We start from the raw sequence: 22,176 nt of genomic DNA on the forward strand, positions 1-22,176 counted from the left end.
GCTGTTCACTGCGCGGCCTCTTGTAGCCCCGCGGGGAATTGGTGAACCCCGTCAACCAGCGGCAGCGGCTGTGCCCAGACGACATCCTTGAGCGTGAGGGGCCGGTAGAGATGCGGGAAAAGCGCATCCCCGCGCGAGACTTCCCATTCGAGGGCTTCGCCCAAGGCGTCAGTCTCGGCTGCGATGAGAAACAGGCCTTCGGCACCGGCGAAATGCTTGGCGGCGGTTTCGGCGGCCTGTGTGGCGGTGGAGAAATGGATATAGCCATCAGCTATATCAATCGGAGCACCTGTGGTTTCACCCTGCGTGCGCAGGGTTTGCCATTCGTCAGTGCGGAAAATTTTGAATATCAGCATGGGGTTTGTGATGCCTTTGTGCGGCGCAGGGGTCAAGGGGCGTTGGGGCACCAGAGGGGTAACGCCCGTTTTGGTGGCGGCCCGGTCTGAGGTGACGTAGGGAGATCCCGCGCTGCGTGCATATGGCTTTGACAGCCGCCGCGCTGCTTGCCACGATACGATCAATTCTAATCAAATCTGGGGGACCTCCATGAAACGATTCCTTTTGAGCGCCGCTGCGATCGGTCTGACCGCTGGCATGGCCAGCGCGGATTATTCGCTGACTGTTTTGCACACCAATGACTTTCATGCGCGGTTCGAACCGATCAGCAAATATGATGGCCCCTGCGCTGCCGAGGATAACACTGCCGGTGAATGTTTTGGTGGTACTGCGCGTCTGGTCAACGCAATCGCCGAGGCACGAGGCCGTAGCAACAATGCCATTCTGGTGGATGGCGGAGACCAGTTTCAGGGCACGCTGTTCTACACGCACTACAAAGGTAAAATGGCGGCCGAGTTTATGAATAAGCTGGGCTATGACGCGATGACCGTGGGCAACCACGAATTCGATGATGGCCCCGAAGTGCTTTCGGGTTTTATGGCGGCGGTTGATTTCCCTGTCCTGATGTCCAATGCCGACGTGAGCGCCGAGCCGTTACTGGCAGACAGCCTTGCGAAATCCACTGTCATTGAGCGCGGCGGCGAAAAGATCGGCCTCATCGGCTTGACCCCCGAGGATACAGACGAGCTGGCAGCACCCGGGGACAACATCACTTTCAGCGATCCGGTTGCGGCGGTACAGGAAGAAGTGGACAAGCTGACGGCTCAGGGCGTGAACAAGATTATCGTGCTCAGCCATTCCAGCTATGGGGTAGATCAGCAGGTCGCTGCAGGGACCACGGGTGTCGATATCATCGTGGGCGGGCACTCTAACACATTGCTGAGCAATACCGACGACAAAGCCGAAGGGCCGTATCCGACCATGATCGGCGATACTGCGATTGTGCAGGCCTACGCCTATGGCAAATATCTCGGTGAGTTGAATGTGACCTTTGATGACGCTGGCAATATTACCGAAGCTGCTGGTAACCCGATCCTGATTGATGCCTCTGTCTCTGAGGACGCGGCAACCGTTGCGCGTATTACCGAACTGGCCGCTCCTCTCGAAGAGATCCGCAATCAGGTCGTCGCGCAAACAGATGAGCCGATTGGCGGGGACCGTGAAGTGTGCCGTGCGCAGGAATGCACCATGGGCAACCTGATTGCCGATGCGATGCTGGCCCGTGTGGCCGATCAGGGTATTCAGGTTGCAATCCAGAATGGCGGCGGTATCCGCGCCAGCATTGATGCCGGTGAAGTTACGATGGGTGATGTTCTGACGGTGCTGCCTTTCCAGAACACGCTGTCGACCTTTCAGGTGAGTGGTAAAGTGCTGGTTGAAGCGCTTGAAAACGGCGTAAGCCAGATCGAGGAAGGTGCAGGCCGCTTCCCGCAGGTTGCCGGTATCAGCTTTGCCTTTGACGCAGCTGCCGAACCGTTTGCACGGATTTCCGACGTCAAGATCGCCGGTGCGCCCATTGAAATGGATAAGGTCTACGGTGTTGTTTCGAATAACTACGTGCGCAATGGCGGTGACGGCTATGCGATGTTCAAGACAGCCGAAAACGCCTATGATTTCGGGCCGGACCTGTCGGATGTAACGGCCGAGTTTCTGGCGGCTAACGCGCCTTACACGCCTTATACAGACGGCCGTATCACCGTGAAATAAACCGGTTAGCGGTTGACCCAAAGGCGTACCTCTTGCGGGGTGCGCCTTTTTTATTTGCCTAAGCAGGCTGGGCGTTTTTGCGGCGCATTCACGTTTTATGCGTTTTGCCCTAGGCTGGGGTGATCTGAAAAGGAGACAGGGCAATGTGTGGACGTATGGCGCTGACCCTTCCGCCAGCGGCAATGGCGCAGGTGTTTGACGCCGAGCCCGCGAATACCCTGGCGGAGGGGCTGGATTACAACATATGCCCCACCAACGACGTAGTGGTGATCACGGGTGGGGCAGACCGTCCACGCCGGATGGAAGCGATGCGCTGGGGCTTGATCCCGCCATGGTACAAAAAACCGAACGGCGGCCCGCTATTGATCAATGCGCGTGCCGAGACGGTTCTGGAAAAACCCGCTTTTCGCAGCGCGGTCCATGATCGGCGCGTGCTGGTGGTGGCGAATGGTTTTTATGAATGGACCAAAGACACCGAGGGTGGTCGTGATCCGTGGTACATCACGCGGCGGGATGGCGCACCCTTGGCCTTTGCGGGGCTATGGCAGGGGTGGCGTGATCCTGAAAGTGGCGAAGACCTACGCACGGTGGCAGCCTTAACCATCGCAGCAAACGCACCGATGCAGGCGATCCATCACCGGATGCCAGTCCTTATTGAGGCGGCTGATTATGGCTTGTGGCTGGGGGAGAACGGTAAAGGTGCTGCAACGTTGATGCGCGCGGCCGAGGACGACGTTCTGCAATGGCATCGCGTAGGCCGCGCGGTCAATTCCAATCGCGCGGCCGGTCCGGAGTTGATCGAGCCGTTCTAGTCGAGAATCGGGTTGGCCAAACCGCTAAAGTTCAGCTTGCCGATGACGATTTCATCTTCGTCGCTCACTTCGGTCCCTGCCTCGGAGCTTTCGCTAGAGGCTGCGACGGCAACGGTGGTGTATTCGTTCTTCATGTCGGATGTGATCGGAAGAGTGGCCTCAGCCCCGTCTTCAAGATCTTCGATGATCCATTCCCCGTCCGATCCTTCGATGGTGCGTGTCATGCCGGATGTGTTCACGAATGTGACGGTGTCGCCCGGTGAGACATAGCTGATCTCAGGGAAAAATGCGTAGTCCAGCATGAGGACACGGTAGTTTTCGGCCGAAGCCGAGCCTACGGCACAGGTCATCGCCACTGCGATTGCGCCGGTGCGCAGAATGAATTTGCCAAGCATCACAATGCTCCTAGGTTTCGGCCCCCACCGTTACCAGATTTCGGCTATAGGCGCTAAATGTGGCGGAAGTTGGGCGAGGTCGTCATTTTATTAACCAGAAGTGGCACCGCTTTGATCTTGGGTCTGGGCGCGCAGCCAGTTGCAAAAAGCCTCTAGCGGGGCAGGTGTGGGACGGTCGTCTGGCCAGACAAGATAGTAACGCCCGATGCTTTGCGCAGTTTGGGGCGCGGCGCGGCAAAGCTGTCCGCTGTCGAGGTAGGGCTGTGCGACAAAACCGGGCAAGAGCGCTATGCCAAGCCCGTGCAGGGCAGCTTGGGCCATGGTGGTGAATTGATCGAACATCATGCCATGGGGCGGGGTGCAGGGGTGGCCTGCGGCGTCAGACCAACGCGCCCATGCGCGGGGGCGGGTTTCTAGATGTAATAGGGGCTGGGCCAGCAGATCGGCGGGGTTCTTGAACGGAGAGCCCTCTAGCGCGGGGGCGCAGACGGGGATCACGACTTCGGGCATCAGCTCGAGATAGTGAACACCCGGCCAATCCGGATGCCCAAAGTGGATCGCGGCGTCAAAGGCGCTGGACCCCAGCGCGAATGGCTGCAATCGGGTGGAAAGGTTCACAGTGACCTGATCATGCTTGGCCGAAAAATCCGACAGGCGCGGTGCCAGCCAATGCATCCCGAAGGCGGGCAACACCGCCAGCGTGAGCGTGCCTGACTGCCGTTTGGTTGATGCGTTGACCGATGCCTGTACCAGTTGGCTCAGCACTTCGCGCACTTCATGGGCATATTCTGACCCTGCTTGCGTGACGACCAGGCTGCGTCCCTTGCGGGTCATCAAGGTCACCCCCAACTGCGCTTCAAGTGTCTTGATCTGCCTGCTGATGGCCGATTGGGTGAGCGATAGCTCGGTTGCGGCCTGTGTTGCACTGCCAAGCCGCGCACAGGCCTCAAATGCGAGCAGCGCAGAAACCGAGGGCAGGTAGCGGCGTTGGGCGAACATATATGATAAAAACTCATGGTTTAAGGAATAAGCATCGTTAGAACTTTGGCGTCTGCTATGCAATACAGGCGAAAACCTCATGTGTATATGCTGCGAAAGGTCCTGTTATGACTGCTGAAACGCCGATCCTGAAAGCCAAGGATAAACCTGATCTGGGTGGTTTTGAATGGTCTGACCCGCTGCGTTTGAATGACCAGCTGGGCGAAGACGAGCGGATGATCATGCAAAGTGCGCGCGCCTATGCGCAAGAAAAGCTGCAACCGCGTGTGATTGATGCCTTTGCCAATGAGGAAACCGACGCGGGCATTTTCCGCGAGATGGGCGATATGGGGCTGTTGGGCGTTACGGTGCCTGAAGAATACGGCGGTCTGGGGGGCTCTTATGTTTCATACGGTCTGGTCGCGCGCGAGGTTGAGCGGGTGGACAGCGGCTATCGCTCGATGATGTCGGTGCAGTCGTCTTTGGTGATGTATCCGATCTATGCCTACGGCTCTGAGGAACAGCGCAAGAAATACCTGCCCAAGCTCGCCTCGGGAGAATTCATCGGCTGCTTTGGGCTGACAGAGCCGGATGCGGGATCGGACCCTGCGGGCATGAAAACCCGCGCGGTGAAAACGGCCAACGGCTACAAGCTGACCGGTTCGAAAATGTGGATCTCTAACGCGCCGATTGCGGATGTTTTTGTGGTCTGGGCCAAGTCCGAAGAGCATGGCGGCAAGGTCCGCGGTTTTATCCTTGAGAAGGGGATGAAGGGTCTCAGTGCGCCCAAGATCGGCAATAAGCTGTCGCTGCGCGCCTCGATCACCGGTGAAATTGTGATGGATAATGTCGAGGTAGGCGAGGAGGCGCTGCTGCCGCATGTGCAGGGGCTCAAAGGGCCGTTCGGCTGTTTGAACCGCGCACGCTATGGCATCGCATGGGGCGTGACGGGCGCAGCCGAATTTTGTCTTCACGCGTCACGGCAATACGGGCTGGACCGCCACCAGTTCAACAGGCCGCTGGCACAGACACAATTGTTCCAGAAAAAGCTGGCGGATATGATGACCGAGATCGCGCTGGGCCTGCAGGCCAGCCTACAAGTGGGGCGTTTGATGGATGCGGCTAATGCGGCACCCGAGATGATCAGCATTGTCAAACGCAACAATTGTGGCAAAGCGCTGGAGATCGCGCGCCATGCGCGTGACATGCATGGTGGCAACGGGATTTCAGGTGAGTTTCAGGTGATGCGCCACATGGTGAACCTTGAAACGGTCAACACCTATGAAGGCACCCATGATGTGCATGCGCTGATCCTTGGCCGCGCGATCACCGGGCTTCAGGCATTTTATTGAAGGTATGACACCGCCCGTCATGGGGCGGGCGGTGTCTTTTGTTTAGGCTGGCTCGGCTTCGAGAAACGGGTAATCGGTATATCCTTCCGCGCCGCCGCCATAGAAGCTTTCCTGATCCGCTGCGTTCAAGGAAGCGCCTCTGCGGAAACGCTCGGGGAGGTCTGGGTTCGCGATAAAGGGGCGGCCGTAAGCCACCGCATGGGCATGCCCTTTTTCGATCGCCTCGGCGCCGCTTGCCGCGTCATAGCCGCCGTTGGCCATGTAAAAACCGGTATAATGCGGCCGCAACGCTTTGATCAGCTCGGCGCCCGAACTTTCGCCGGGAAATTTTTCCATGACATGCAAATAGGACAGATTGCGGGCATCGAGCATTTTGTAAATCGCGGCAAAATGCGTTTCGGGGTCGCTGTCTGACATGCCATGAACGCCGCCATTGGGCGCAAGGCGGACGCCGATGGCACCCGGTTCAAAAGTTTCAGCCACTGCATCAAGGACTTCTTCGAGCAGGCGCATGCGGTTTTCGATGCTGCCGCCGTAGTTGTCTGTGCGTGTGTTGACACCGTCTTGGAGGAACTGGTCCAGCAGGTAGCCATTGGCGGCATGTACCTCGGCCCCGTCAAAGCCTGCCGCCCGTGCAAGATTTGCCGCCTGCCGGTAGTCGGCTACGGTTTGCGTGATCCCCTGTGCATCCAGGGCAGTCGGTTTTGAGGTCGGCTCAAACCCGTTTTTGGTAAAAGTTTGCGCATCGGCGGCCTCGTCGGTCGAGGAAACCGGCTGTGCGCCATCGGGCAGAACCGACGTGTGGCTGATCCGGCCGACATGCCAGAGCTGGCAAAAGATGCGCCCGCCTGCGGCATGTACGGCATCCGTAATCTTGCGCCATCCTGCAACGTGGTCATCAGTGTAAATGCCGGGGGTCTGGATGTAACCTTTGCCCATTGCGGAGATCTGCGTGGCCTCCGAAATGATGAGCCCCGCGCTGGCGCGTTGGGTGTAATAGGTCGTTGCCAGATCGGCAGGCACACCGTCGTCGTTTGCGCGGTTGCGGGTCAGTGGTGCCATCAGGACGCGGTTGGGCAGATGAATTGTCCCCATTTCAATAGGAGAGAAAAGCGCAGCATGTTGTGTCATTTGAAAAGCCTTTTGGAACGAGTTCATTGCTTGGTTGCAAGACTAACGGCTTTCGACGGTAGGATGTTCCGTGTCGGGATCAGAGAAATTGCGAGCCCGCGGTCATGAGCAGGGGGTAGGCCGCATTTATGGGAAAGGACAGGCGTCCGTTTCAGCCTACGCCAGACAGGCGTAGACAAAGGAGGCTGCTCTGCAGGTTTTGCTAGATGTGGCCCGCGCTTTTGAAGAATTCGGTCAGAATGGCAGCATATTCTTGTGGCTGTTCGGCACAGGGCAGGTGGCCTGCCTTTCGAATAAGCCGGAATTGTGAGCCGGGAATAAGGTCTAGGGTTTCGCGGACCAGATCAGGCGGTGTCGCGCCGTCCTCAGAGCCGGCGATACCCAATGCGGGCAGGCGCAAGCCGCTGGTCGGGGTGAAGAAATCAGTGCCTGAAATCGCAGCAGAGCAGCCGTTATAGCCGTCAGCCGCCTGCTGGACCAACATGTTCCGCCACAGTTCCATCTCGGGTGTGGCGCGGAAGGACTTCGAGAACCAGCGCTCCATCGTCGCGTCAGCAAGGGCTTCGACGCCGCCTTGTTGTACTGCGCTGATGCGGTCGTCCCACATGGTTTTTGTGCCGATCTTGGCCGCTGTATTGCTAAGGACCACGGCGCGCACCAGATCAAGGCGCTTGACGGCCAGCCCCTGGGCGATCATGCCACCGATGCTGAGTCCGACAAACATACAATCGCGCACGCCCAGATGGTCGAGAAGTTTCTCACAATCGCTCACCAATGCGCCCATAGAGTAGGGGCCGCTTGGTATCGAAGACAGGCCATGGCCGCGTTTGTCATAGCGGATGATACGCAGCCCCTTGGGCAGCAGTGGCAAAACAGGATCCCACAGGCGCATATCGGTGCCTAGCGAGTTGGCAAAGACCACCGGTTGTCCATCATCAGGGCCCTCGACGCGGTAGTGCAGGCGCACATCGCCTGCGTCAAAAATCTTCATTTCGCATCTCCCTTGAGCTGGATATGGGCCATGATCTGCCCGTGGTCGGAGGCGAGTTTGTTGTAGGGGGCCTCGGCGTGGCTGCCATCGGTCAGGTGGTCATTCAGCACGCTGAAATAGTCCATTTCGCCAATGTTGCCGGCCGTTTCGGGCAGGAAGTGACGTGACAGATAGATCTGGTCAATGCTTTCGTACACGCCGCCGAAAGCTGCGGTGAATACCATGTCGCGCAGGGATTTGCGCACGAAAAGTTTTTCGGCGGGGTGCAGGCGCACGGCTTCGATGTCTTGGGTGATCTGCGCGGCATCTTCGGCGGAATAGCGATCGCCGCGATGTTCCGCGTCATGGCGCAGCATCCATTGGTAGTTCTTGAACGGATGTTCGCCCGAGATGATCTCGGAGCTGACCGCATTTTCCGCATCATTGAAATCGCCAAGCACAATCACCGGATTGCCCGCCTGTAGCTCTTGCACGATGGCCCCGCGCAGGACCCAGGCTTCGGCCATGCGGCGCATGGCGGCGCGCGCAGACCCCAGCGCGCGGCCAACGGGGTCGTATTTTGTAAGGTCCGCTTCGGGGGCTGGGCCGCCGTCGTCGGGCCTGATAAATTCGCCCAGCTTGGATTTGAGGTGGCAGTTGAAGACGGTGATGACGTGATCGCCGATTGGCACGCGGACCTTGAGGATCGGGCGGCTCAGACGTCTAATACGGAAAAATCCGCCATCTTCGCCCCCGTCCGAAAACGGGATGTCGAGCGGTCGACCAAGGTCCTGGATGATCTCGGGTGCGCCGACGAAGCCGAACCGCGATAGGATCGCCACCCCCGGACGGCGTGCGCCCGGTTTGCCGTCGTTGAGGTTGGGCGCAAATGCCAGATCGGCCTCACGGTAGCTGCCATAAGCCAGCTTGTCGAAGATCGCGCGCTTGCGATAGCGTTTCGTGCTGTCCGGCAAGGCGAATTCATTGTGCTGTTCGCCGTAAGTATCAGCGAGCGTGATCATATCGCTAAGGGATTCTTCATCGAAAATCTCTTGGAAGCCTATGATATCGGCATCCAGCGTGACCATCTGATCGGCCAGCCAATCGCGCTTCCATGCGTATTCTTCGGGCGTGTAGGATTGGAATTGATAATATTCCTTATCGGCCCCGATAAGGTTTTTGACGTTGAAGCTGGCAATGGTGAAACGGGTCATAGGGTTTCCAATGCGCGTGTGAACATGGCCGGGTCCACATTGCCGCCCGAAATGGTGACAATGACATCGTCGCCAGTGATCTGGTCGCGGCGGTATAATGCTGCGGCAAGCGCGGCAGCGCCGCCCGGTTCGGCCACCAGTTTCAGGCGGGCAAAGGCTTGGGCCATTGCGCCAAGCACCTCGTCTTCGGATACGGCAAGCCCTGCACCGCATAGGCGCTTCATCACTGGAAAGGTCAGCTCGCCGGCGCGCGGGGTGATGATGGCATCGCAAATATTGCCGGATGTGGCGGTATTGCTTTCCAAGGTGCCCGAACGCAGCGAACGTGCCACATCGTCAAAACCTTCAGGCTCGGCAGGGCGGACGCGCAGGCTGGGGGCATCCGCCTCGAGCGCGAGCGCGATGCCCGAAGTCAGCCCGCCACCACCGCAACACACGATGACTTCGGCGTCTTTGATGCCAAGCGCATTTGCGTCTTCGGCAATCTCGAGCCCGCAGGTGCCTTGCCCTGCGACAACCAGCGGATCATCAAAAGGTTTGATCAGTGTAAGGCCGCGTTCGCTGCTGATTTTTGCGCCGATATCATCGCGGGATTCTGTATCGCGGTTATAAAGAACGACTTCGGCACCATACGCCTTCGTATTGTCGATCTTGAGTTGGGGCGCATCAGACGGCATGATGATGACAGCACTAGTGTTATGCATTTTTGCGGCCAAAGCGACGCCTTGCGCGTGGTTGCCGGATGAAAATGCAATGACCCCCTTGGCCCGCACCTCGGGAGGTAAGGCGGAAACTGCGCTATAGCCGCCGCGAAACTTGAAGCTGCCGGTATGTTGCAGGCATTCGGGTTTGACCCAGACACGGCGGCCTGCGATCTCGTCCAGAAAAGGGGAGCGCACCAATTGGGTGCGTACAGCGTGCCCTTGCAGGCGGGTAGCGGCGGCGCGGATCATGTCGATGTTCATTGTAGGGCCTTTGTCCATGTTGTGAGAGCGGTGACGGCGGCGGGTTCGTCGAGGAAGGGAATATGGCCGCGGTCGGGAACCTTGCCAAGGATCATATCGGGGCGGCGCTTTTGCATCTCGGCTACGGTGTCCGCGCCCAGCAGATTCGAATTCAGACCCCAGACCAGTGCCAGCGGGAGGCCGTCCATCGTATCAAAGAAGGGCCAAAGGTCGGGCATCATCTGGTCTCCTGCGGCCAGCACCGCGTCGCGCAGGTGTTTGTCATAGGTGATGTGCAGGCCGTCTGCGTCTTTGGTGTAATGTTTGCGCGCTTCCTCAAGCCAGCGGCTTTCGGGGACACCTTTGAATTCGGGAAAGGCGCGGGCCATGTTGGCGGCGGCTTCGGCGTGGGTTTTGGCTACCGGGTCCCGGCCGATGTAGCCTTTGATGGCCTCGATGCCTGCGGGTTCGATCACAGGGCCGACATCGTTGAGGGCTACGCCCAACAGGCGGTGTTTGGCCCCCATGGCCAGCCCCATGGCGTTCAATCCCCCGCGCGAGGTGCCAAGGATCGCGACCTTTTCCAGCCCCAGATGATCGAGCAGTTCGGTCACATCCCGACATTCGATAGGAAGGGAGTAGTTTTTCCAATCAGGATCAAAATCCGATCGTCCGCGCCCGCGATAGTCCAGTTTGATTAATCGCTGGCCGCTCAGAAACGGCGTGACATAGTCGAAGTCAGCCGTGGTGCGGGTAAGCCCAGCAAGACAAAGGATCGGCAGCCCAGTACCGTGATCGGTATAGTAAAGCTCGAGCCCGTCGGAGGTTGTGAAAAAGGCCATCAGACACCTGCCAGTGCGGGAATGCCTGTGAGGTCAGCAAGCACATGCGCAGGCTGCCATGGCAAACGGTCCATGGGCTCTGCGGTGCGGTTTACCCATGCGGTGGTAAAGCCGTAGCCCGTAGCACCCGCCGCATCCCAGCCGTTGGAAGAGACAAATAACACCTCGTCCTTGGCACAGCCGAATTCCGCTGCCACTAGATCGTAATTTCGAAAGTCGGGTTTGAAGACGCCGACGCTTTCCACTGACAACAACGCATCCAGCGTATCTGCGATGCCCGCGCTCTCTACTGCGCCGCGCAGCATCGCGGGTGAGCCATTGGACATGATCGCAGTATTCAGACCGGCTGCTTTGAGGTTATGCAGCATTGCGGGCACCTCGGGATAAGCGCCCAACTCCCAATATAACTGCAACAGGCGCTCACGCAGCGGGCCGTCGCCATCGTGGCCGGTTTTCTCTAGCGCCCAGTCGAGCCCGTCTTGCGTCACTGTCCAGAAATCGCAATGGGAATCGGTGATGGCGCGCAGCCAGCTGTATTGCAGTTGTTTGAGGCGCCAATATTCGGCCAATTGCGGCCAATCGTCTTGGATCGCGGTGAAGGCCGGTTCGCTTGCGGCTTGCCGTGCGGCGGCGGCAACATCGAACAGGGTGCCGTAGGCATCAAAGACGCAAGTGGTGATTGGCATGTGGACTCCGCTGTTCAGGGAAGGATTTACGCACAGTTGCATGAGACACAAGGTTGGAAAAGGGCGAAATAGGGGTTGTGATTTGGGCGGTAGCTTGAAAAGATATGGCATCTTTCGGAGCACCTGCGCAGATACGCGGCCTCCGCCCCTTACCCCCCTTTCAGATTGGAGACGACCTATGGCCGAAGTCAAGGCAGGCGACACCGTACATTTACACTATACCGGCACATTGCTGGACGGCACAACATTCGACAGTTCCGAAGGCCGCGACCCGCTGTCTTTCGTCGTTGGCTCGGGCCAGATCATTCCGGGGCTTGATGTGGCCATTCCGGGTATGACCGTCGGCGAGAAAAAAGTGGTCAAGATCGGCGCGGATGACGCTTATGGCCAGGTTAACCCTGACATGCGCCAATCGGTGCCGCGTGAAGGTATCCCTGCCGATATCCCGCTCGAGATCGGCACGCAGTTGCAGATGCAAACACCCGATGGACAGGCCCTTCCGGTCACGGTTGTGGAAGCGGATGAGGCAACCGTGACATTGGACGCGAACCACCCGCTGGCAGGCAAAGATTTGCAGTTCGATATCGAGCTGATGAAAATCGACGCGGCCTGAACGGCGCTGCGCCCTTTTGCCCCTTAAAGGGCAGGGGGGCTTGAGCCCGCCATGATGACACAAAAAAGAGGCTCCGGATGGGGTCTCTTTTTTTTATGATGTTTGAATGTTGTGAAGTGCTGAGAGGATCAGGCTTTTTTACGCAAGCGGATGATTACATCGACAGATGCGATTTCGGCCCCGTCGGGCGCGTCGGGTAGCTGCGCAATAACCAGCTGGTCAGAGGGCGCATCGCTAAGGCGGGCATCATCTTCCCAAAAGAAATGCGGGTGATCATGGGTGTTGGTGTCAAAATAGCTGCGCGAGCCATCCACGGTGACCTCTTGCAACAGGCCTGCATCACAAAACGCACGCAACGTGTTATAGACCGTGGCAAGCGATACGCTTTCGCCGCCGCCTTTGGCCGCTTCAAACAAGCTTTCTGCGGTGACATGGCGGTGGTGCCCGTCACCGACAAGTAGCGATGCAAGCGTCAAACGTTGCCGGGTCGGCCTTAGCCCCGCTGTCGCGAGCCATTTTGTACCGATTTCCAGCTGAGTATCAGACATTTTTAGCCTCTCTGCGAACTACGCTTAATATAAGGTATGCAAGGGGTGGTTTTCAATTGCAAATCGGGCATCAATCCACCTAAGCGGGAAATGCGACCTTTTAACCCGCATTCCAGGGGTGCGCGGAGCTCTTGCGGCGTGGCGGCCCAAGATGATAGGTCCAAATGAACGCCCGGAAGTGCAGGAGAAAGATCCATGGCCGACTACCCCACCAGTTTTGATAAAGATGATCTGTTGAAATGTGCGAGGGGCGAATTGTTTGGTCCGGGCAATGCGCAATTGCCGGCCCCGCCGATGTTGATGATGGACCGGATTACCGAAGTGTCCGGTGACGGTGGCGCGCATGGTAAGGGCCATATCGTGGCCGAGTTCGATATCACACCGGATTTGTGGTTCTTTGATTGTCACTTCCCTGGTAACCCGATCATGCCGGGTTGTCTGGGGCTGGACGGTCTGTGGCAGCTGACAGGGTTCAACCTTGGCTGGCGTGGTTGGCAGGGGCGCGGTTATGCGCTGGGTGTTGGCGAAGTAAAGCTTACCGGAATGGTGCGCCCTGATCGCAAAATGCTGACCTACAAGATTGATTTTACCAAAGCAATCCAGACCCGCCGCCTGACGATGGGCGTCGCTAGCGGTACCGTCGAAGCCGATGGCGAGGTTATTTATCAGGTTACAGATATGAAGGTCGCCTTGTCAGAAAGCTGATGAAAAAGACGCGCCGCGTTGATCCGCACGCCAAAACTGGCGGGGATCAACGCGGCGCGGCGCATTATGCTGATTGCATATCCTGCGCTTTGCCATCGTGGGAACCGTTCACGGCAGCATCTGCCAGAACATAGGCCACATCCGCGCGGCTAGCTTTTGCCGTCTTGTCCACTTCTGATCCTAACTTGATAACGTCAGAGCGCCCGTCATTCGTAAGCGCCACATGCCGTAGGATCGAATAGGTCAGCCCCGAGGCTTTGAGGTGTTCATCGGCTTCATGCTTGGCCTGAAGGTAATGGGCAAGATCACCTTCAGGGTTCTCGTTATCCGCTCCGACGGAGCTGAGCATGACAAAGCGTTTGACGCCGGATTTTGCGGCAATATCTGTCAGCCGCATCGCCCCGTCGCGGTCAACCTTATCAGTCATTTCAGCACTGGTGCCACCGCCAGAGCCAGCGGCGAACACGACAACATCCGCGTTTTCACAAACATCGTCTTTAAGGTCGGTCAGATCGGCAACCCGTGTCTCAACCCCATCGGGCAACCCGCTGGTGTCGGAGCTTTCACGGACAAGCGCCACTGGATTGCGCCCCATCTTTTTGATTTCAGCAACAATTTGGCTTCCGGTCGCGCCGGTAGATCCGGCGACAAGTACATTGATAGTCATATCGTAATTCTCCTTATTTGTATCGGGATGCGGAGTTGATTAACCGGGCAGGTAGATAGATTTCGCGTTTGCGAATTCTTTCATGCCAAACCCGCCATGTTCGCGGCCATAGCCCGAATCCTTCACGCCCCCGAACGGCATATTCGGATCGGCGGCACCGAATGAGTTGATGCGGACCATGCCGGTGTCGAAATGTTTGCGGGCAAGCTCTATCGCGCGTTCCTCGTTTTGCGAGAAAATACCGCCGCCCAGCCCATAGCGGCTGTCATTGGCAATGCGCATGGCGTCTTCGTCGTCTTTCGCGCGGATCACTGCTGCGACAGGGCCAAAAATTTCATCATCATAGGCAGGCATACCGGGCGCTACATCGCCGAGAACTGTGGCGGGATAATAGGCTCCCGTCCGGTCTGGTACTTCGCCACCGCACAAAATTTTGGCACCTTTGGCGACACTGCCCTTGACCTGATCGCGCACGGTTTCGAATTGGCCATTGCTTGAAAGCGGCCCCAGCTCGGTGTCTTCGTTCATCGGATCGCCCATTTCGACCTTGGCCATTCGAGCCACATAGGCCTCGACAAAGGCATCGTAGACCTTGTCAGTGACGATGAAACGCTTGGCGCAGACACATGTTTGGCCGTTGTTATAAATACGACCCGTGACCGATAATTCGACCGCTTTTTCGATGTCGGCATCCTCGAGCACCATATATGCGTCGTTTGACCCCAGTTCGAGCACTGATTTCTTGAGTGCTTGTGCCGCTTTTGCGCCGATGTGGCGACCAACACCGTCGGAGCCAGTCATCGTGACACCGCGCACCTTGCGATATTCGATCAGTGTGTCGCTGGTATCGTGATCAATGACGATAACGGTAAAAATGTCTTCGGGCAGACCGGCTTCAATACACAGCTCCCGTAGGCGGATTGCGCTGCCGGTACAGATTTCAGCGTGCTTCAATACTACGCCATTGCCCGCCATCAGGTTCGCCGCCAGCACACGCACGGGCTGGTATAGCGGGAAGTTCCACGGCTGGATTGAATAGATCACGCCGATGGGTTGATAGCTCACGATGCTGCGCTTTTTGCCACCTGAATGGGTGCGTTCTTCGTCCTGAAGCATCTCGGGCCCGTGTTCGGCGGTATATTCAAAGATTTGCGCGCAAAGTTCGACCTCGGTCAGCCCGTCTTTGTATAGTTTGCCGACCTCGCGCGTCATGAGTTTGGCCAGTTCTTCGCTGTGGTTGCGCAATACTGATGCGATCGACTTCAGGTGTTTGCCGCGCTCTTCATGGCTTAGCAGTTTCCAATCTTCAAAGGCTGCATGGCAGGCGTCCACTTCGGCGACGGCGTCCTTGGTGCTGATTGTGGGGTAGGTGTTGATCGGCTCGGCTGTGGCGGGGTTGATTGTGGTGATCTTAGACATTGTGGTCTCCTATTCTTGTTGCTGGACCAACACGGGCAGGCGAAGGGAAGTTCCATACAATCTGAGTGCAGGGGGGACGCTACCCGCTTGCACCTGCGCGCCGCGCTGGCCTAAGAAGGGGCAGGATTATACACAGGAGTGCTGCATATGCGCCGCGTCGTCGTCACAGGCTTGGGGATTGTTTCATCCATCGGGAACAATGCCGCAGAGGTCAAAGCATCGCTGAAAGCGGGCACCAGCGGGATCGTCGCATCCGAACCGATGGCCGAGCACGGGTTTCGCAGCCAGATCGCCGGCACGCTCAAGGTCGACCCTGTCGCGTTGATCGACAAACGGACCTACCGTTTCATGGGGCAGGCGGCGGCTTATGCCTATCTGGCCATGGGTCAGGCGATCGAGGATGCGGGGCTGAATGAAGAGATCATCTCTAACCCGCGCACGGGTCTGGTTGCAGGATCCGGCGGGCCGTCTACATCGTCGATGATGGCCGCACATGATATCGTAAAGTCCACAGGTGCGACCAAGCGGATCGGGCCTTTTGCTGTGCCAAAATGTATGAGCTCGACGGTGAGCGCGAACCTGTCCACCGCCTATAAGATCAAGGGCATCAACTATTCCATCACCTCGGCCTGCTCGACCTCGCTGCACTGCATCGGGAACGCCGCAGAACAGATCATGATGGGCAAGCAGGACGTGATGTTTGCAGGTGGCGGCGAGGAGCTGGACTGGACTTTGTCATGTCTGTTTGACGCCATGGGCGCCATGAGCAGCAAATTCAACGACACGCCAGAGCTGGCGAGCCGCGCCTTTGACCAAGACCGCGACGGGTTTGTGATCTCGGGTGGTGGCGGCATGTTGGTGCTGGAAGATCTCGAGCACGCCCAAGCGCGCGGTGCCAAGATCTACGCAGAAATAACCGGTTTCGCAGCAACATCGGATGGCCATGATATGGTTGCCCCCTCGGGTGAGGGCGGCGAGCGGGCGATGCGTCTGGCGCTGCAAACGCTGCCGGAAGGCCGCAAAGTCAGCTATATCAACGCACATGGCACGTCCACACCTGTGGGCGACGTAGGCGAGATCGAAGCCGTGCGCCGCGTGTTTGGCCAAGGCAGCACACCGCCTGTCAGCTCAACCAAATCCATGACCGGCCACGCGCAGGGCGCGGCGGGTGCGTTGGAGGCGATTTTCTGCCTGCTGATGCTCGAGGATGATTTCATTGCGCCGTCGATCAATGTGCAAACTCTGGACGAGCGTCTTGACCCGTCCGAGATCGCGCTGGAGCGGGTGGATGACGCAGGGCTGGATTCCGTCATGACCAACTCCTTCGGATTTGGCGGCACCAACGGATCAATGATCCTTTCAAAATTTAAGGGGTAAGGGTCATGTCTGATCTTCTCAAAGGAAAACGCGGCCTGATCATGGGCGTGGCAAATGACCGCTCGATTGCATGGGGTATCGCCAAGGCGATGTCGCAGGCGGGCGCAGAGCTGGCATTTACCTATCAGGGCGACGCATTTGGCACGCGGCTGAAACCACTGGCCGAAAGCATCGGGTCGGATTTCATGGTCGATGTGGATGTGACCGACGATGCATCTCTGGATGCTGCGTTTGACCAATTGGCCGCGCGTTGGCCCACCATTGATTTCGTGGTTCACGCGGTTGCCTTTTCAGATAAATCCGAGCTGACGGGTCGTTTCCTGAACACCAGCCGTGCGAATTTCAAACATTCGATGGATATCTCGGCCTACAGCTTTATCGAAGTTGCACGCCGTGCCCACCCCATGATGAATGAGAACGGCGGCACGCTGCTGACCCTGACCTATCAAGGGTCGAATAAGGTTGTGCCGAATTACAATGTGATGGGCGTGGCCAAGGCAGCATTGGAAAGCGCTACGCGTTATCTGGCCAATGATCTGGGGCCGGAAGGCATCCGCGTGAATGCAATCTCGCCCGGTCCAATGAAAACACTGGCCGGTGCTGCCATCGGCGGTGCGCGCAAGACCTACAAACACACGGCCCTGAACGCGCCATTGCGCGAGAATGCAACGCTCGAGGCCGTGGGCGGCACAGCTGTCTATCTGGCCTCTGACATGGGGGCCTGCACCTCGGGTGAGATCATCCACGTCGATGGTGGCTACCACGTATTGGGCATGCCGCAGGCGGACAACCTTTAGGTTTCTTCGCACCATAAATACAAACGGCGCGGCGGAAATGCCGCGTCGATTGCTTGGATCGCAATATATTACCACCACTCCGGGCGTGCAGGCGTTGACCCCAGAACGAAGGTTTTAACGCCTATAGCTGCTCCAAGGCTTCCTGTGTCATAAGCACTGCTGAAAGGCATCTGGCCGTGCAGGTTTCAAACCAAAGCAACAGGGATTTCCGCGATACAATGTCGAGCCGCATCAAGAGGATCTGGAAGCACCACCGACTGGCCTTCATGGCTCTGGTCGGGCTGCTTTGTATTGCGTGCTTTTTTGCATTCAACGCCATTTCTGCCGCGATTTTCTGGAATGATCCGCGCCATCAGGACCAGCCCCTCGCGGGTTGGATGACCCCGCGATATGTGGGGCAATCCTATGATCTGCCGCCCGAGGTTCTGGGGCCTGCATTGTTTCTGGGCCCTACCGAGCCACCGCGCCGGTTAAGGCTGGATAAAATCGCCGCCGACAATAACGTGACCCTCGACAGGTTACAGCAGCGGGTGAGTGCAGCCAAAGCGGCATATAGGGCGCGACAAGATGACTGAAACGATCCTTGATCTGATGACCGGTTACGGGGTGCCTATCCTCTTTTTGGTCACGTTTCTTTCTTGCCTTTGCATCCCGATGCCTTCTTCGTTGATGATGCTGGCCGCGGGCAGTTTCGCGGCTACGGGTGATTTGAACACCGCCTCGACAGCCGCCGCAGCTTATACGGGAGCGGTCGCTGGCGATAATACCGGCTACTTTGTTGCCCGTAAATTTGGCACGCGGATTACGGGATGGATTGATGCAAACCCCAAGCGCGCGGTGCTGCGGGATCGTGCCAGATCCTACATGGAGAGCAAGGGGCCGATAAGCGTCTTTCTCTCTTGCTGGCTGGTTGCCCCGCTTGGCCCTTATGTCAATCTTGTCTGCGGTTTGACCCGATTTGACTGGATGAAATTCGCGATTTGGGGCGCCATGGGAGAGGTGTTCTGGGTCGGGATTTACGTTGGCCTTGGCTACAGCTTTTCCGATCAGATTACGACATTGGCCAACATGCTGGGAAATGCCAGTGGCTTTATCGTCGCTCTGGTGGGGGCTCTGTTTCTGGGCCGATGGCTCTGGTCGGCCAGCGCTTTGCGCGACCACTAGGCTCAACAAGCCCAATGATCACGTGCAGGCGTAGTGCCCATAAAGGCTAGGGGCGAAATGCGTCCCGTCAGGCAATGTCCAGCGGCGGCAAGGACTTCACCACATCATCGACGGCTTTCATCTGCGCAAGGAACGGCTCTAGCTTGTCCAGCGGTAGGGCGCTGGGGCCATCGCATAGGGCCTTGTCAGGGTTGGGGTGCGCTTCGAGGAACAGACCGGCAAGGCCAACACCAAGGCCGGCACGGCCCAGTTCGGCCACTTGCGCGCGGCGACCGCCGGAGGCGGCCCCACCGGGGTCGCGCATTTGCAGGGCGTGGGTGACATCAAAGATGATGGGAGCGTCGTTTGACACATCGCGCATGGTACGCAGGCCCAGCATATCGACGACAAGGTTATCATAGCCAAAGCACGCGCCGCGTTCACACAGCATGATCTGGTCATTGCCGCATTCAACCAGCTTTTCATAGATGTTTTTCATCTGGGGGGGGCTGATGAATTGGGGTTTCTTGACGTTGATCACAGCGCCGGTGGCCGCAACGGCCGCGATCAGATCGGTTTGACGCGCAAGGAATGCGGGTACTTGCAGGATGTCACAGACCTCGGCCACGGGGGCGCATTGGGCTTCGGTGTGGATGTCGGTGATGACAGGTACGCCAAAGGTGTCTTTGATCTCGGCAAAGATCTTGAGGCCTTCCTCCATCCCCGGACCGCGGTAGCTGTGGATCGACGAGCGGTTCGCTTTGTCAAAAGACGCCTTGAAGATGTAGGGGATGCCCAGCTTCTGGGTGACTTCTACATAGCTTTCGGCGACTTGCATTGCCAGATCGCGGCTCTCGAGGACGTTCATGCCGCCGATAAGGGTAAAGGGCAGATCATTGCCCAATGTCAGGCCGGCTACGTTAATATGGGTCATGGCGGTGTCCTTTGTTATCTCAGCGGTGGGGTCTGCCAAAGCCAGACCTTGATGCCGCCATGCGCGATGGCGGGGCCTTGGGGCTTCCACGGCAGGCCGGTTGCTTTGGCCAATGCTGGCTCGGAAGTGACAAGTGCCACGCGCCAGCCTTTAAAGCGGGTGAGTAGTGTTTGCCCCAACGTGCCATAAAGCGGGTAGAGCAGGTTTTTATTACCGATGCGCGCACCGTAAGGCGGGTTCACGATCACAAGGCCGGGCGGGCCTGCGGGGGGTGTCAGCTCTCCGGCGGCGTGATTGGCGAAATGGGTGAGGGGGGCCACATCTGCGCGCAGCGCATTGGCGGTGGCCATGCGGATGGCTCCTGCATCGCGGTCCGAGCCGTAGAATTGCGCGGGCGGATCTGCGCGGGCGGTGCGTTGCTTCATTTTCATAAAGGCTGCAGCATCGTAATTTGCCAGCTGTTGGAAGGCGAAGTCACGGCTGCGGCCCGCGTGCAGGCCTGCGGCAATCTCGGCCGCCTCAATCACAAAAGTACCAGAGCCACACATCGGATCGACGACAGGCTCAGTGCCGGTATAGCCGGCTTGCCGAAGCATGAGTGCCGCGAGGGTTTCGCGCATGGGGGCTTTGCCCACGGCCTCTTTGTGGCCGCGTTTGTGAAGGCTCTCGCCAGAGGTATCGAGGCTGAAGAGCACTTTATTGTCGTCGATGCGTACCTTCAGGACCAATGTGGCCTCTGGGTCAAGGGTAAGCCCATGGGTGTCTTTGAGCGCAGTCTCGACCCGCTGTGTGGCGGCACCGGCGTGATAGATTTTTGAGGCTTTGGTGGTGACCTGTACGCGCAGGGGGACATCTTGGCGTAACAGGGTGCCAAAGGGAAACTTGCGACAGCGTTTATCTAGCTGGGCGAGGTGAAAGGCCATGAACCCGCCGATACGGGCCAGCACGCGGGTGGCCCCGCGCACCTCAAGGTTGGCGCGCCAGACATCGGGCCAGCCACCTTGAAGTGTCACACCGCCCGGTACGGCCACGGCGGTGTCAAACCCGCGCTCAAGGGCCTCGGCGCACAGCATATCTTCCAGTCCGGGAACGGTGGCGAGGAAAATCTCGAAGGGATCGGTGTTGCTCATAAAGCAGGGTCTAGGGGATGGGCGGGCAGGCTGCACGTAGTTTTTGCGTGCTATGCCAAATTATGGCCGCGATTGTCTGTAAGGTGGAGGGATGACGTTTGCACAAACATACCGCGAAGAGCGGCTGATCAGCCGGAGATCAAGGGCCAGAAAGGCACGCATAATGGGGCGTGTGATCGGCTTTGGTTTGACCTTCGGCTTTGTGGTGGCTCTCCGGACAGAGCCGGAATTGCGCACGGCCGTCGAAAACTTGGCAATTGCCGCGATTGCAGCAGGCGATATCGGGTCGCAGGATGCACCGGCGAATGCCCAAGCGCAGGCAATTGACAGTCTGGGCTATGCACCCGACAGCAAAGAGAACGCAACGCTTAACCAATTGGGCATTCCGGGCAGCGATGCCCCTACCGCGCCAAGCAGCAGCCAGTTGCCGGAAAGCCACGTGAAGATCAATCGCGGCATATCGGGCTGAGCAGAGGTGCCGGATCAGGCGGGCGAGTGCTTTAGAACCATTGCCCCGGTTCCATCAGCCCCAAATCCAATAATTGGCGCGAATGCCACTCAAACGGTGCCGAGTTGTGCCATTTGAACGTATCAATGTCGTAGCGGCTGCCGGGGTTGGTTTTTAGCGCCTTGGCCGTGCGGAACGAGCAGATCGTGGCGGTGATATTGTGGTGCCACGGGCAGGCATAGGTGTTATATTCTTCATGCGAAAACGTGTGGTCTTCGCGTAGTTTCAGGCCGGGTGCGGCGCGGAACAGGGCGATCCGGTCAATCTTGCGGCGGGCAGGGGGGACGTGTTCCTCATACCGCCAGCGCAAACCGCCGTAAAAATCAAGCTGGCGCTCTTTGGGGTGACCGTCTTTCGTCTGGTCAGGGCGTGCGAGCGCGTAATACCCCGAGCGGTCCAAATGCGCGCGATCAAGCGATACAGCATCGGGATGCTGCTCCAGATCATCGGAGTATAGATCAATAATATAAGTGAGCATGGCCGCCCGGCGTTCTTCGGTATGAAAGGCCAGCATCTCTGTAACGGCGCGTGTTTCGCAGAACGGATAAAAAAGATATTCGGCGTTGTAACAGTAATAGATCCACTGGTCAGGGGCAGCTGCGATAAGAGCGTTTATGGCATCTTCGGTCGCTGCTTCGCGCGACATGTTATAATCTACGCGATGTACGGTTTCTTGCAAATCGCGGGGCAGCGTAAATTGGGCCGGCATTAAGGCTATTACATGTTTAAAGCCGAGTTGCAGATTATGCCGCAGCGTTGTGTTAATCTCGACGTCATCCTCAACCAGCACGACCGCGATCGGCCCTTTGGCAAGGGCGGCATTCTGGTCGGATATAAACTGCGTGAGCGAAGTATAGTGCATGAATGCCTGCATTATTGGTGTTTGCCGTAGAATCGGTTAAATCGCC

At 57.9% G+C, this 22,176-nt stretch carries 25 protein-coding genes; 10 read left to right on the top strand and 15 right to left on the bottom strand.

Features of this window, described 5'->3' with window-relative positions:
- Positions 1–5 precede the first annotated feature (5 nt).
- The gene (locus tag ABJM03_RS00165; RefSeq protein WP_348414789.1) at positions 6–356 is read right to left on the bottom strand and encodes a DUF952 domain-containing protein; all 351 of its coding nucleotides are present in this window, start codon (positions 354–356) and stop codon (positions 6–8) included.
- A 190-nt stretch (positions 357–546) separates the two neighbouring features.
- Here ABJM03_RS00165 and ABJM03_RS00170 point away from each other — a divergent pair, with 190 nt between their 5' ends.
- Together ABJM03_RS00170 and ABJM03_RS00175 are read left to right on the top strand one after the other, a co-directional pair.
- The gene (locus ABJM03_RS00170; protein WP_348414790.1) at positions 547–2,103 is read left to right on the top strand and encodes a bifunctional metallophosphatase/5'-nucleotidase; all 1,557 of its coding nucleotides are present in this window, start codon (positions 547–549) and stop codon (positions 2,101–2,103) included.
- Positions 2,104–2,246: 143 nt separating this feature from the next.
- Positions 2,247–2,915 carry an SOS response-associated peptidase gene (locus ABJM03_RS00175; RefSeq protein WP_348414791.1) on the top strand — a complete coding sequence of 223 codons (669 nt, stop codon included), beginning with the start codon at positions 2,247–2,249 and terminating at the stop codon, positions 2,913–2,915.
- Here ABJM03_RS00175 and ABJM03_RS00180 read toward each other — a convergent pair.
- Positions 2,912–3,310, bottom strand: coding sequence for a hypothetical protein (locus ABJM03_RS00180; RefSeq protein WP_348414792.1), 399 nt, complete (start codon positions 3,308–3,310; stop codon positions 2,912–2,914). The genes ABJM03_RS00175 and ABJM03_RS00180 overlap by 4 nt on opposite strands.
- 90 nt (positions 3,311–3,400) lie before the next feature.
- Complete coding sequence (locus ABJM03_RS00185) at positions 3,401–4,309, bottom strand: LysR substrate-binding domain-containing protein (protein ID WP_348414793.1); 909 nt, start codon at positions 4,307–4,309, stop codon at positions 3,401–3,403.
- Between the two features lie 107 nt (positions 4,310–4,416).
- On the opposite strand from ABJM03_RS00185, the gene ABJM03_RS00190 reads away from it, so the two are divergent.
- Complete coding sequence (locus ABJM03_RS00190) at positions 4,417–5,640, top strand: acyl-CoA dehydrogenase (protein WP_348414794.1); 1,224 nt, start codon at positions 4,417–4,419, stop codon at positions 5,638–5,640.
- Between the two features lie 42 nt (positions 5,641–5,682).
- Here the strand turns inward: ABJM03_RS00190 and ABJM03_RS00195 are convergent, their stop codons facing one another.
- From ABJM03_RS00195 to ABJM03_RS00220, 6 genes are all read right to left on the bottom strand, one after another.
- Complete coding sequence (locus tag ABJM03_RS00195; protein WP_348414795.1) at positions 5,683–6,771, bottom strand: alkene reductase; 1,089 nt, start codon at positions 6,769–6,771, stop codon at positions 5,683–5,685.
- Between the two features lie 202 nt (positions 6,772–6,973).
- Positions 6,974–7,762: a 3-oxoadipate enol-lactonase gene (gene pcaD / locus ABJM03_RS00200; protein ID WP_348414797.1), complete on the bottom strand. Its 789-nt coding sequence runs from the start codon at positions 7,760–7,762 to the stop codon at positions 6,974–6,976.
- Positions 7,759–8,955, bottom strand: coding sequence for an endonuclease/exonuclease/phosphatase family protein (locus tag ABJM03_RS00205; RefSeq protein ID WP_348414798.1), 1,197 nt, complete (start codon positions 8,953–8,955; stop codon positions 7,759–7,761). Before ABJM03_RS00205 ends, pcaD begins: the two co-directional genes overlap by 4 nt.
- Entirely contained in the window at positions 8,952–9,920 is a 969-nt protein-coding gene (locus ABJM03_RS00210) for a threonine/serine dehydratase (RefSeq protein WP_348414800.1), read from the bottom strand. Before ABJM03_RS00210 ends, ABJM03_RS00205 begins: the two co-directional genes overlap by 4 nt.
- The gene (locus tag ABJM03_RS00215; RefSeq protein WP_348414801.1) at positions 9,917–10,741 is read right to left on the bottom strand and encodes an alpha/beta hydrolase; all 825 of its coding nucleotides are present in this window, start codon (positions 10,739–10,741) and stop codon (positions 9,917–9,919) included. Before ABJM03_RS00215 ends, ABJM03_RS00210 begins: the two co-directional genes overlap by 4 nt.
- On the bottom strand, positions 10,741–11,427 hold the full coding sequence (locus tag ABJM03_RS00220) for a haloacid dehalogenase type II (protein ID WP_348414802.1): 687 nt from the start codon (positions 11,425–11,427) through the stop codon (positions 10,741–10,743). Before ABJM03_RS00220 ends, ABJM03_RS00215 begins: the two co-directional genes overlap by 1 nt.
- A 178-nt stretch (positions 11,428–11,605) precedes the next feature.
- On the opposite strand from ABJM03_RS00220, the gene ABJM03_RS00225 reads away from it, so the two are divergent.
- Entirely contained in the window at positions 11,606–12,040 is a 435-nt protein-coding gene (locus ABJM03_RS00225; RefSeq protein WP_348414803.1) for a peptidylprolyl isomerase, read from the top strand.
- Positions 12,041–12,168: 128 nt separating this feature from the next.
- On the opposite strand, the gene irrA is transcribed toward ABJM03_RS00225, so the two are convergent.
- Positions 12,169–12,588 (bottom strand): iron response transcriptional regulator IrrA, encoded by a 420-nt coding sequence (gene irrA, locus ABJM03_RS00230; RefSeq protein WP_348414804.1) that lies wholly within the window; start codon positions 12,586–12,588, stop codon positions 12,169–12,171.
- Between the two features lie 195 nt (positions 12,589–12,783).
- Between irrA and fabA the strand changes: the two genes are divergently transcribed.
- Positions 12,784–13,293, top strand: a complete 510-nt coding sequence (fabA, locus tag ABJM03_RS00235) for a bifunctional 3-hydroxydecanoyl-ACP dehydratase/trans-2-decenoyl-ACP isomerase (protein WP_348414805.1) — start codon at positions 12,784–12,786, stop codon at positions 13,291–13,293.
- A 64-nt stretch (positions 13,294–13,357) separates the two neighbouring features.
- Here fabA and ABJM03_RS00240 read toward each other — a convergent pair whose 3' ends face one another.
- Positions 13,358–13,960: an SDR family oxidoreductase gene (locus tag ABJM03_RS00240; RefSeq protein WP_348414807.1), complete on the bottom strand. Its 603-nt coding sequence runs from the start codon at positions 13,958–13,960 to the stop codon at positions 13,358–13,360.
- A gap of 39 nt (positions 13,961–13,999) precedes the next feature.
- Positions 14,000–15,379: an NAD-dependent succinate-semialdehyde dehydrogenase gene (locus ABJM03_RS00245; RefSeq protein ID WP_348414809.1), complete on the bottom strand. Its 1,380-nt coding sequence runs from the start codon at positions 15,377–15,379 to the stop codon at positions 14,000–14,002.
- Between the two features lie 147 nt (positions 15,380–15,526).
- Here ABJM03_RS00245 and fabB point away from each other — a divergent pair, with 147 nt between their 5' ends.
- The 4 genes from fabB (at position 15,527) to ABJM03_RS00265 (ending at position 18,717) form a co-directional block, all read left to right on the top strand.
- Complete coding sequence (gene fabB, locus ABJM03_RS00250) at positions 15,527–16,756, top strand: beta-ketoacyl-ACP synthase I (protein WP_348414810.1); 1,230 nt, start codon at positions 15,527–15,529, stop codon at positions 16,754–16,756.
- A gap of 5 nt (positions 16,757–16,761) precedes the next feature.
- A complete protein-coding gene (locus ABJM03_RS00255) occupies positions 16,762–17,553 on the top strand; it encodes an enoyl-ACP reductase (RefSeq protein ID WP_348414812.1) in 792 nt (263 codons plus the stop codon).
- Positions 17,554–17,729: 176 nt separating this feature from the next.
- Positions 17,730–18,128, top strand: a complete 399-nt coding sequence (locus tag ABJM03_RS00260; RefSeq protein WP_348414813.1) for a hypothetical protein — start codon at positions 17,730–17,732, stop codon at positions 18,126–18,128.
- Entirely contained in the window at positions 18,121–18,717 is a 597-nt protein-coding gene (locus tag ABJM03_RS00265) for a DedA family protein (protein WP_348414814.1), read from the top strand. Before ABJM03_RS00260 ends, ABJM03_RS00265 begins: the two co-directional genes overlap by 8 nt.
- Before the next feature lie 67 nt (positions 18,718–18,784).
- Here ABJM03_RS00265 and kdsA read toward each other — a convergent pair whose 3' ends face one another.
- Together kdsA and ABJM03_RS00275 are read right to left on the bottom strand one after the other, a co-directional pair.
- The gene (kdsA, locus tag ABJM03_RS00270) at positions 18,785–19,630 is read right to left on the bottom strand and encodes a 3-deoxy-8-phosphooctulonate synthase (protein WP_348414815.1); all 846 of its coding nucleotides are present in this window, start codon (positions 19,628–19,630) and stop codon (positions 18,785–18,787) included.
- A 14-nt stretch (positions 19,631–19,644) separates the two neighbouring features.
- Positions 19,645–20,760 carry a class I SAM-dependent RNA methyltransferase gene (locus ABJM03_RS00275; RefSeq protein WP_348414816.1) on the bottom strand — a complete coding sequence of 372 codons (1,116 nt, stop codon included), beginning with the start codon at positions 20,758–20,760 and terminating at the stop codon, positions 19,645–19,647.
- A gap of 91 nt (positions 20,761–20,851) precedes the next feature.
- Between ABJM03_RS00275 and ABJM03_RS00280 the strand changes: the two genes are divergently transcribed.
- Entirely contained in the window at positions 20,852–21,229 is a 378-nt protein-coding gene (locus tag ABJM03_RS00280; protein ID WP_348414818.1) for a hypothetical protein, read from the top strand.
- A gap of 31 nt (positions 21,230–21,260) precedes the next feature.
- Here the strand turns inward: ABJM03_RS00280 and ABJM03_RS00285 are convergent, their stop codons facing one another.
- On the bottom strand, positions 21,261–22,130 hold the full coding sequence (locus tag ABJM03_RS00285; RefSeq protein ID WP_348414819.1) for a glycosyltransferase family 2 protein: 870 nt from the start codon (positions 22,128–22,130) through the stop codon (positions 21,261–21,263).
- Positions 22,131–22,176: the final 46 nt, after the last annotated feature.

Source organism: Sulfitobacter sp., from assembly GCF_039977885.1.
In the GTDB taxonomy this organism is placed as follows: Bacteria; Pseudomonadota; Alphaproteobacteria; order Rhodobacterales; family Rhodobacteraceae; genus Sulfitobacter.